The organism is Lactococcus allomyrinae, assembly GCF_003627095.1.
GTDB classification, from domain to species: domain Bacteria; phylum Bacillota; class Bacilli; order Lactobacillales; family Streptococcaceae; genus Lactococcus; species Lactococcus allomyrinae.
This window is the reverse complement of record NZ_CP032627.1, coordinates 1,539,573-1,549,815: the sequence shown is the minus strand read 5'-3', so window position 1 is coordinate 1,549,815 and position 10,243 is coordinate 1,539,573. Positions and strand designations below refer to the sequence as shown.

At 36.2% G+C, this 10,243-nt stretch carries 8 protein-coding genes, 1 pseudogene and 1 other annotated feature; of the genes and pseudogenes, 8 read left to right on the top strand and 1 reads right to left on the bottom strand.

Annotated features, from left to right (window positions below; all coding sequences use genetic code 11):
- The first annotated feature begins 63 nt into the window (after positions 1-63).
- The 6 genes and pseudogenes from D7I46_RS07165 (at position 64) to D7I46_RS07140 (ending at position 5,981) form a co-directional block, all read left to right on the top strand.
- Positions 64-1,416: an FAD-dependent oxidoreductase gene (locus D7I46_RS07165; protein WP_162930853.1), complete on the top strand. Its 1,353-nt coding sequence runs from the start codon at positions 64-66 to the stop codon at positions 1,414-1,416.
- A 50-nt stretch (positions 1,417-1,466) separates the two neighbouring features.
- Positions 1,467-2,093, top strand: a complete 627-nt coding sequence (locus D7I46_RS07160) for a hypothetical protein (RefSeq protein ID WP_120772276.1) — start codon at positions 1,467-1,469, stop codon at positions 2,091-2,093.
- Between the two features lie 32 nt (positions 2,094-2,125).
- Positions 2,126-2,252 (top strand) — a sequence feature (ribosomal protein L20 leader region).
- A gap of 1 nt (position 2,253) precedes the next feature.
- Positions 2,254-2,801: pseudogene (infC, locus tag D7I46_RS07155) on the top strand (translation initiation factor IF-3).
- A 126-nt stretch (positions 2,802-2,927) separates the two neighbouring features.
- The gene (rpmI, locus tag D7I46_RS07150) at positions 2,928-3,128 is read left to right on the top strand and encodes a 50S ribosomal protein L35 (protein WP_120772275.1); all 201 of its coding nucleotides are present in this window, start codon (positions 2,928-2,930) and stop codon (positions 3,126-3,128) included.
- A 170-nt stretch (positions 3,129-3,298) separates the two neighbouring features.
- Positions 3,299-3,658: a 50S ribosomal protein L20 gene (gene rplT / locus D7I46_RS07145; RefSeq protein ID WP_120772274.1), complete on the top strand. Its 360-nt coding sequence runs from the start codon at positions 3,299-3,301 to the stop codon at positions 3,656-3,658.
- Positions 3,659-4,265: 607 nt separating this feature from the next.
- Positions 4,266-5,981 (top strand): bifunctional lysylphosphatidylglycerol flippase/synthetase MprF, encoded by a 1,716-nt coding sequence (locus tag D7I46_RS07140; protein ID WP_120772273.1) that lies wholly within the window; start codon positions 4,266-4,268, stop codon positions 5,979-5,981.
- A 126-nt stretch (positions 5,982-6,107) separates the two neighbouring features.
- On the opposite strand, the gene D7I46_RS07135 is transcribed toward D7I46_RS07140, so the two are convergent.
- Entirely contained in the window at positions 6,108-6,545 is a 438-nt protein-coding gene (locus tag D7I46_RS07135) for a universal stress protein (protein WP_120772272.1), read from the bottom strand.
- Positions 6,546-6,914: 369 nt separating this feature from the next.
- Here D7I46_RS07135 and D7I46_RS07130 point away from each other — a divergent pair, with 369 nt between their 5' ends.
- Together D7I46_RS07130 and D7I46_RS07125 are read left to right on the top strand one after the other, a co-directional pair.
- Positions 6,915-9,287 carry a helicase C-terminal domain-containing protein gene (locus D7I46_RS07130; protein WP_162930852.1) on the top strand — a complete coding sequence of 791 codons (2,373 nt, stop codon included), beginning with the start codon at positions 6,915-6,917 and terminating at the stop codon, positions 9,285-9,287.
- Between the two features lie 469 nt (positions 9,288-9,756).
- On the top strand, positions 9,757-10,203 hold the full coding sequence (locus tag D7I46_RS07125; RefSeq protein ID WP_120772270.1) for a cell wall elongation regulator TseB-like domain-containing protein: 447 nt from the start codon (positions 9,757-9,759) through the stop codon (positions 10,201-10,203).
- Positions 10,204-10,243 lie beyond the last annotated feature (40 nt).

Sequence of the window (10,243 nt, the reverse complement as noted above, 5' to 3'; positions counted from 1 at the left end):
GTAACCTAGGTAGAAAATGTTTGAACTTTTATCGCAGAGAACCAAAAGAAAGGAATGAGAAAAATGAAAGTGATTATTATCGGGGGTTCTCATGCAGGGATTGCCTGTGCTAGAAGGGCGAAAGAAGAATTTCCTGATGCACAAATTACAATTTATGAAAAACAAAAAGAAATAAGCTTTATCTCACAAAGTATTCCGCTCTACTTGATGGGGCACAATGATATTCTAAAAAATGGTGGTTATACCACTATAAAAGAATTAGAAGCACAAGGAATTCAAGTTAAAGCACAGTCTGTCGTACGAAATATTGATACACTTACTAAACAAATATTTTTTACACAAAAAGGAAGCAATAACGTAGAGACTGCGACTTATGATAAGCTTGTCTTAGCAACAGGCTCTTATCCGTTGTTACCAATGTTTAGTGGTGAATTTAAAGAACGCTTAATTGTTGTGAAAAATATTGAAGATGCCAAGCGAATTAGATATTTATTTGAAACAGCTAAACGAATAATTGTAGTTGGCGGAGGTTTCATTGGTGTTGAGCTTTCACGTATTTTAGCTTCACATGGGATAAAGATTACTCTCATTCAAGCGCATAGTTATTTACTTGATAAATATTTGGATGAGCCTGCGGCTAGAAACATTGAAGCTTTAATGCAGTCAGAAGGAATCGATATCCAACTATCGACATTTCCAGTAGACATTCGTGAAGAAGAAAATAAAGAAACTGGAACAGCTCTAAACCTTTATACAGACCATTACGAAAAATTTGAAGCAGATGCAATCATTTATTCCGTTGGTTTTCGACCCAACTCATTTCTTCTTGCCAATCAAGTTGAACTTGGTGATATGGGAGCGATAGAAGTTGACGATTATATGCAGACGAGTCATCAGGATGTCTTTGCCGTTGGAGATTGTGCCACATCAAAAGTTAATCGTGTCAAGGGACGACGTTACCTTCCTCACGCAAGTGAAGCAATTCGTCAAGGTGGAATTGCAGCAATTAATCTGGCAGGACCAAAACAAAAAATTATTCCTTCAGAAGGAACCTATAGTATGAATCTGGATGGTCGAACATTATGTGCAACAGGTTTAAACAAAAAGAATGCCGAAGCAGAAGGTCTTGAATGTGGCATGGTTCATTATCGAAATGATTTTCTTAACTCGGATGAATATACTAATATTTGGTTAGTTTATGAAAGAAAGACACATAAAATTTTAGGAGTTCAAGTTGAAGGAACTGCTGAAGGAATCGCAATTTATGCTGACCTTATCTCATTAGCAATTCAACAAAATCTTGCAATTGAAGATGTTGAATTTAGCGATTTTTACTTTAAACACGGTTATAAAAATCCAAATGGAATGATTAAAACGTTAGCTCAACTCATTCGTCAAGAAGACCCAAAACCCTAAAGTTTCCCAAATTTTGAAAAAATATAAAATTGTAAAGAAAGGAGGAAACAATGCCAATTCTAGTGGAAGACACAAAATATGATGATTTAAACTACTGTTACAGCGTATTAGATGCTCTCAAAGCGCTTGAAGAAAACAATACAAAAAGAGAAAATCTTAATCAAACAATTCAGAATAGAACACAGTATAAATCAAATTTTGGTAAGTTAGCAAGTTTGCTTTTGATTCCTCTTATTATGGTATTTACAATACTATTTAGTAGGATGTGGAGTGTGCCAATGATTTTACTGATAATCATTCTTCTAATTGAAAGCTTAGTTTATATTTTAGGGATGATTTGGTGGAAGAAATTTGGAGAAGCACAGATGATTACTTTGGGACAAAAAGAATACAAACAAGAGTTATCAAGAATTGATGAAAAATCAATAAACCTGCTCAATCATCCTCCACTTGTTTCTTTACGGATTGCTGATAAGTATCTTTCAATTGATAGTGTCACTCAGTTAATTGGTTATTTACAAAAACGACATGCAAGTTTCCTCGAAGAAGCAGTTTATATGATGGAACTTGATATTAAAAATACAAAATATGGGAAAAAATCTCTTGTTGAAGACAACATTTTCCAAAAAGAAAAGAAATATATCACAAAAAGGCAAGAAAAAGTTAATGTAACTTGACACTAACCAAACGAATATGATAGAATAATAGAGTTGAAAAGCAGAAGCACCCGCTTCTCGCCTAAGGAGCAAATCGCACTGGGCAAACAAATGGAATTATTCAAAAACGAATGTTTTCATGAGCGGGGCGAGATTATCGTTCCGCTTTTGTTTTTCTTAAATGATACTATTTAGAAGGAGAACGAACATAGCTAAACAAGACAACAGAAAACCTATGATGAACGGTGCAATCCGTGCTCGTGAGGTTCGTCTCATTGGCGCTGAGGGTGAACAGCTTGGTGTAACACCAACTGCGGAAGCACTTATGCAAGCCGAAAATCTTAACATGGACTTGGTTTTGATTTCAAATCAAGAACCGCCAGTTGCAAAAATTATGGATTATACAAAATTCATGTTTGAGCAAAAGAAAAAGCAAAAAGAAGCAAAGAAAAAGCAAGCCGTTGTTAATGTCAAAGAAGTGCGTCTATCGCCAGTAATTGACCAAAACGACTTTGATACTAAACTTCGTCAAGCGATTAAGTTCCTTGAAAAAGGGATAAAGTTAAGGTTTCAATCCGATTTAAAGGTCGGATGATTACTCACCAAGATGTGGGTCGTCAAGTTATGGACAAGTTTGCTGAAGCAACGAAAGAAGTTGCAACAGTGGAACAAAGAGCCAAAATGGATGGTCGCCAAATGTTCTTGCAACTTGCTCCTATTAAAAAATAGGATAACTCGTATTGCTAGAATAGTAAATTTGCTGATTCTTAACACTTTTTTAAACAAGGGTTAAGGATATCATTGGCGCCAATCAAGAAGGGTTAACCTTTCAATATTTAATTAAGGAGAATTACAATGCCAAAACAAAAAACTCACCGTGCGTCTGCTAAACGTTTCAAACGTACAGGTTCAGGCGGTCTCAAACGCTTCCGCGCTTATACATCACACCGTTTCCACGGTAAGACTGTAAAACAACGTCGCCAACTTCGTAAAGCACGTATGGTTTCTAAAGGAGACTTCAAACGTATCAAACGTATGATTGCGACTATGCGTTAAGCAAGCATTGTTTGCTACAATATGAAGCAATTTAGAAAGGCATAGCTTTTCGTCAAAGACTATATGTGAGGTAGACTTATCTGTTACAATCACATAGAGCATAAAATTTGAAATAAATTTGTCGTTTCTGACAGAATATAAAATCTACTAAGAATTAAAGGAGAACACACATGGCACGTGTTAAAGGTAGCGTTGCAACTCGCAAACGCCGTAAACGTATTTTGAAGCTCGCTAAAGGTTATTACGGAGCTAAACATAAACTCTTCAAGACTGCTAAAGAGCAAGTTATGAACTCTTACTACTATGCATTCCGCGATCGTCGTCAAAAGAAACGCGACTTCCGTAAACTTTGGATTGCACGTATCAATGCGGCTGCACGTATGAATGGTCTTTCATACAGCAAGTTGATGCATGGTTTGAAATTGGCTGATATTGAAGTGAACCGTAAAATGCTTGCTGACTTAGCAATCGCAGATAGCGCTGCATTTACTGCACTTGCTGATGCTGCTAAAGCTGCACTTGCAAAATAATTTGCTTATAAACATCCGTTAGAATACTAGCGGATGTTTTTTTGTTTATTTGAATATACTAAATTGTTGAAATAGTCAGAAAAAAGTATTATAATTTAGTAATATTTAAGTTATCATTTATGAAATGGTCAAAACTTAAATATAATGCTGCTCTATTATTTACATCCCCATAATGAAGTCGTAACTTCTTGACGACTAGTGATTGGGTTATAGTGGTGAAGTAGCTTAACTAATGTTTACAAGTTTATTGTAAAAATTCCCTCACTTTAGCGAGAGCTAAAGTCGAAGAAGCTTGGGTAATGTGGCCCGAGCTTCTTTTGTTTTTATATATTTCTTATTTCGTGATAAACTATATTAGGCAAGCTTATCTTTAAATCCATTTGCTGCTCTTGCAGCTTTTGGTAGAGATATTTTGGTGAAAAACTAAAAGGGTGCTTGCGCTCGTTTTGATAAGATTAAAATAGTCTTACTCATTTTGTTAGTCGTTTTGCAGTGAGTTAGTAGTCCTAAAGTGCTTTTTGCGCTAGAATAGGTACGAAGTACCGTAAACCATTGGTACTTTTTACAATGGTTTAGTTATAATAAGTTAAGTAATAGAGAGAATATTATGTTTCGTTTAAGAAATAGTTTACAAAATATAGCCATTTTTTTGTCGGTTTTAATGAGTTTTACGAGTGTAGCTGGGCTTTATATCTGGCATTTACACCCTTTGGGAGTAGCTAGGACACAAAGTTTTTATAATTATATTGCTCCTTATGGGATTATGGCGCATCATCTGCTTGCTTTTACGGTAGGAGTTTTGGGGTTATTAGTTTCTGTTAATCTTTATCGTAGGGTTCGTTCTGCTTGGATTTTAGGGATGATTGGGCAGTCCATGCTGTTTACTTTGCATCTTTACTATACTGGGACTTTGTTTTCCGTATCTTCCTTAATCTCTTTATTTATACTTTTTGTTTTAGGATTTACTGCTAAGGACTTTAGAAGAGTGCCTAAACGGAGAGAAACTTGGCGAGCGATTGGTTTGAGTTTGATTCCTTTTGGACTGGCTTTGTTCAATGCAATTTTGAGTTTGACTTTTTTGAGAAGAGATTATGCTGGGACAGCTGATTTTTTATTGGCTTTGAAACACTCTGTGCGTTTTTTACTTTTGATGGACACTCATGGGGCTGATTTTATACAGCATGAGAATTTTTTATATACTGTTAGTCTGATTGCTATGAGTTGGATTTCTTTAAGTATTGCATTTATTTTGATTTTGAAGCCTTTGGTTTACAACCCAATTGTTAATGGGCGCGAGCGTGCTCATGTTTCAAATTTAGTTCATGAGTATGGGCAAAATCCGATGGCTTATCTTGCTTTAGAGAAAGATAAGGATTATTTTTTTGGTGAGATGATTAACGGTGTGGTTGCCTACATGGTTGTTAATAATGTGATGGTTGTTTGTGGAGATATGATTTGTAAAGAGGAAGAAGCTGTTGTGTTTATGGGCGAGATTACCCGTTTTGCACATAAGAATGGCTGGAAATTGCTTTTTCTTGATATTACTGAGAAACTCAGGCACGCTTACGAAGATTTTGGTTTTGGGTTGATTAAGATTGGAGAAGATGCTTGTATTCGCTTGGAAAATTATGATATGAGGGGAAAGAAGGCAGCCAAGGCGCGAGCAAATATTAATCATGCGAGACGGTTGGGAATTACTGTGGAAGAGTATCAACCGTTAGTAAAACGAGAGGTGGAGGTTGAGCAAGGACTTAATCACATCTCGAAAGAGTGGTTTAAGGTAAAAGGTGCTGAGCTTGGCTTTATGTTAGGAGATTTATCTCTTGAGAGTCCTTATAAAAGACGATATTTTTATGCAAAAGATGCAAAGGGAAAACTGATTGCAATGGTTGTTTTTGTTCCTTATGAAGGTGGAGCAGCTTATATGGCTGATGTGACACGTAGACTCCCTGATGCACCAAATGGGACAATGGAAATTATTATGTTTGAAGCTTTTTCTAAAATGCGTACAGAGGGTGTGACATGGGGAAATTTGGGGCTATGTCCGCTTGCAAATATTGGTTCTGAGGACAATTCTGTGACCAATCAACTTTTACAGTTTATTTATGAAAATATGAATGGTGTCTATGGTTTTAAAGGGCTTTATCAGGCAAAGAAGAAATTTGCTCCGACGGATTGGCAGGAGCGTTTTATTGCTTATGCTCCCAAACCATTCGGTTTTAGCTATGCTTATGCTATTATCAAAGCTCAGAATCCTAAGGGAATTAATAAACTTTTGCTAGAAAAATTACGGATAAAAACAGTGAGCAAGGAGGATAAATGAATTTGTAAAATCAACGCGTTGTAACTAAATCTGTGAGGATGAAGGTTTTAATAGTGATGATATTAATGAAAAAAACTCTGTCAGTATGCTGACAGAGTTTTTGTAAGTGAGTAAAATTTTATTAGATTATTGACGAACAACAAGGACGTCGCAAGGCGCATTTTTTATAATATAATCGGCAACAGAACCAATGAAAATTCTTTCGATGTAAGAAAGACCTGTAGCACCTAGGACGATAAGATCAATGTTTTCCTCTTTTGGAAGTGTTTGACCAAGCATTACTTTTGGTGAGCCAAATTCAACGCGAGTTTTTACACTCTTAACGCCTGCTTTTTGGGCATCGTCAGCAAAGTCACGAATCAGGTTTTCAGCCCCTTTATGCGTGTCATCAGCGACTACGGAGTCATAAGCTGAGATGGATTGGAAGGCGCGAAGGTCAATGATGTTGGCGATGACGAGTTCGGCATCATTACGTAGAGCAGTTGCTACAGCTTTGTCAAAAGCTTTGGTAGCTTCTACTGAACCATCAAGTCCGACGAGAATTTTTTTGTAGTTATCTAACATAAGCGACTCCTTTTCAAAATGTGAGCTATCTTTGATAGGACAGTCCAAAAATCTTGATATCAGGCTGTCTTTCATCTCCGCCATCACTAGAGTTTCATTAAATGTTGTATTGAAAACTCAAGCTACAACAGTCAGGAAGCTAATCTAGAGAAATAATCTTGGATTAACAAGATTTAAAACGGAAAGGTAAACTCAATCTAATTGTTTCTTCTTTATATTTTAATTTTACTCTAATTTTGTCAATTTGTAAAAAGAAAACTGTTCCAAAATCGGTTTGTGGTATAATTGATAAAGTGAATTTTCTAAAATTACTTCTGTCAGTGCTGACAAAAGTGACTTTTAAGAAAAGATAAGAAATGGGTGAGAAATATGACTCGATATGCTGTGGTGGATCTGGAAGCGACCGATGCTCATAGTAGTGAAAATAAGATTATACAGATTGGGATTGCGCTGGTTGAAGATGGTGCGATTATTGGAACTTATGCAACAGATGTCAATCCTCATGAGTTGCTTATGCCAAGGATTAGTGAGCTGACAGGGTTGTCAGATGAACGTTTGAGTTTGGCACCAGATTTTTCAAAAGTTGCATCAAAAGTGAGAAAAGTTTTAGAAGATTGTATCTTTGTTGCTCATAATGCAAAGTTTGATTATGGACTTTTGGAAAAGAGTTTTCTAAATATTGGTTTAGAATTTCCTCCGATGCCGCGGATTGATACTGTTGATTTAGCGCGTGTTTTCTATCCTACTTTTGAAAAATATGGTTTGGAAAGTCTAAGTGAAAAATTAAATCTTTCTCATGAGCATCCTCACGCAGCGCTCTCTGATGCGTATGCAACAGCCGAACTTTTATTAAAAATAGAAATCAAAATTCAAAAATTGCCAAGAGCAAGCTTGGAAGAATTACTTCGACATTCAGACAACTTGCTTTATGAAAGTAAACTTTTCTTACAAGAACAATTGCCCAAGACAGCGCTACATTCTGATGAAATAATGCTTGTTCACAATATTGCAACGAAAAAATTTACTGACAAAACTTCTGTCAGTGCTGACAATAATCTGTCAGCAAGTTTTGCAGAAAATATCAGTAAACTAGAGCTGTCAGTACGTGAAAAACAAGCAAAATTGGCAAAAATAATGGAAGCCGAATTGGCATTTCCACAAGCGACTTTCATTGAAGCGCCTACGGGAATGGGAAAAACTTATGGTTACCTACTTCCGTTACTCATGGCAGATAAAAAAGTAGTTATTTCCACAGCGACAAAAGTTTTACAAAGTCAGTTGCTCCGAGATGTCGGACCAAAGTTGGAACACACCTTTGGCATAAAAATGTCCAAAATTATTGGGACAAGAAATTATATTTCACTTGATAAGTTCTCAAAACTCTTGCTCAATAATACAGATGGGAAAAATTTTGAAATTTTCAAAATGAAAGTGTTAGTCTGGCTCACTGAAACGACAACAGGAGAGCTTGATGAACTATCAAAAGTTATGACAAACGCTGAATATTTTGCTGCAATCAGTCATGATGGATCTATTAATACCAAGCAATTTCATTATGAGCAAGATTTCTGGTTACGAGCACAAGAAAAAGCAAAAGTTTCCCAAGTTGAAGTTGTCAATCATGCCTATCTTGTTGAGCGTCTTGCTGATTATCCGGAAAACTTTCTTGAACATCGTATTCTAGTTGTTGATGAGGCGCAGCAACTTTTTCCGATTATGGAAAATGCTGGTCAACAATCTGTCAAAATTACTGATGAACTCGTCAAGATAGACATTGAAAATTCAGAAAATCCACAGTTGATTAAACGCCTAGAAGAAAGTCTTGTCTTTCAACTCAATAAAAAAGAGCTAAATTTAGAAAAAATAAAAATAGATGCAGAAGAATTAAAGCTGTCAGCACTGACAGAAATTCTGTCAGTACCAAATAGCATTATTTGGCGCAAAAATGACAAAATTTTTGCAAGTAAACAAGATTTTTATAACTTCAGTAAGCTTATCCCAAAAGAAACAAAGCTATTTATGCTCGGAGCAACCTTATCGCTGTCAAAAGATAAGCCGTCCTTTCCTGATTTATTAGGATTTGATGACTATCGTTTCTTCAAGATTGATGGGGAACAAGCAAAAAATCAAGAATTATTTGCACTTATTGACGGCCCCAATGTCAAGAATACTAGTGTTGTTGATTACTCAAATTATACGGCCGATGTTATTGCAGAGCTTGCAACGCTTAATTTGCCTATCATTGTCCTCTTTACTTCCAAAATTTCATTGACTTTTGTGGCAGAAAAACTGTCTGCAGACGGTTTTAATATTTTGGCTCAAGAAATCAATGGCACACCTGCACAACTCAAGAAAAAATTTGATAAAGGTGAAAGTAAAATTTTACTTGGCTTGGGTTCATTTTGGGAAGGAGTGGATTTTGATAAACAAAACCGCTCGCTGTTAGTCATTCCAAGACTTCCTTTCGCAACACCAGATGATATTTTGACAAAAAAATATGCTGCAAAATTTGAGAATCCTTTTTATGATTTTAATGTTCCAATGGCAACACTAAAACTACGACAAGCGTTGGGAAGAGTCAATCGTAGAAAAAATCAGTATTCTAGTATTATAGTTCTTGACAAGCGTTTATCAGGAAAATCTTATGCAAAAAAAATGCGTAAAAATTTGTCAGAAGCGCTACCAGTCAAAAAGCTTGGCTTACACGATGCTATCAGCGAAATCAGAAAATTTTTGATATAATAAAAAATAGTTGAACAAAAATGAAGTCAAGACTTATTCAGTGGGAAGTTTCAACTTACCGCTGGATTTAAGGTGCAACCTCTAGGTGTAACAATTAAGCGACCTGTACGAACAGTCTGCTTAACATCTTTGATATGAGGTCACCTTGTCCTAGAAGCCTAAGTGCTAAAGCACTAATGCACTAGGGCAGTCGGACGAAATTCAAGGGTAGCCATTCCGACTAGCTACTTTGCCTTTTGATCTTGCTGCTTTAACAGTTGAGCAAACGGACAGAGGAGCAACTAAGTTGCGTAGGCCGTTCGTAGAACGGTGCGCGAAGCACGTAGCACTATAGCGAGAATGGACAACGTAGTAGAGCGGAGATAGTGCTGCTTCATCCCCTATCTATGAGGTAGAGGTGTTAGCACGCACTTGTTTTGACAAATCTATCTATCAGCACTGACAGATTGGATTTTGAGGGAAAAAATACATGAAAAATCGAAAAATGACTCGTCATTCGCAGATTATTATAGGGGTATTGACAGTAATCTTAGCGATTTATCTTGCCACCGCTCTTTTCTTTTGGAAAAGTATGAATCCTTATCATTCAATGCGAGCACAGGCTATTACAATTGCCAAGAAAAAAACCGATTTAAAGACTCCCGAAGCATTTGACATCGCAACGACAGATACAACGACCTATTCCATTGTCGGAATCGATAAAGATAACAAAGAGATTGGTGTTCTAATACCCAAAAAAGCGGGTACGATAACCGTTGTGAATCTCAATGAAGGCGTCTCTCCATCAACCTTAACAACAAAGAATACAAAGTCTGTCGTGCTTGCACTTTATAAAAATAAGCCAGCTTGGGAAGTAAATAATAGTAATGGCTTCAAAGTGTATGATTTTAAATCAGGAAAAGCTCTTATAGATTAGGTTATTTGTGTTTTGTTTTTGAGAATAAAAGATAAATTAT

Excerpts from the sequence above, each read along its gene's own strand:
- D7I46_RS07165 (WP_162930853.1), top strand. The coding sequence starts at position 64 with ATGAAAGTGATTATTATCGGGGGTTCTCATGCAGGGATTGCCTGTGCT.
- D7I46_RS07160 (WP_120772276.1), top strand. The coding sequence starts at position 1,467 with ATGCCAATTCTAGTGGAAGACACAAAATATGATGATTTAAACTACTGT.
- rpmI (WP_120772275.1), top strand. The coding sequence starts at position 2,928 with ATGCCAAAACAAAAAACTCACCGTGCGTCTGCTAAACGTTTCAAACGT.
- rplT (WP_120772274.1), top strand. The coding sequence starts at position 3,299 with ATGGCACGTGTTAAAGGTAGCGTTGCAACTCGCAAACGCCGTAAACGT.
- D7I46_RS07140 (WP_120772273.1), top strand. The coding sequence starts at position 4,266 with ATGTTTCGTTTAAGAAATAGTTTACAAAATATAGCCATTTTTTTGTCG.
- D7I46_RS07135 (WP_120772272.1), bottom strand. The coding sequence starts at position 6,545 with ATGTTAGATAACTACAAAAAAATTCTCGTCGGACTTGATGGTTCAGTA.
- D7I46_RS07130 (WP_162930852.1), top strand. The coding sequence starts at position 6,915 with ATGACTCGATATGCTGTGGTGGATCTGGAAGCGACCGATGCTCATAGT.
- D7I46_RS07125 (WP_120772270.1), top strand. The coding sequence starts at position 9,757 with ATGAAAAATCGAAAAATGACTCGTCATTCGCAGATTATTATAGGGGTA.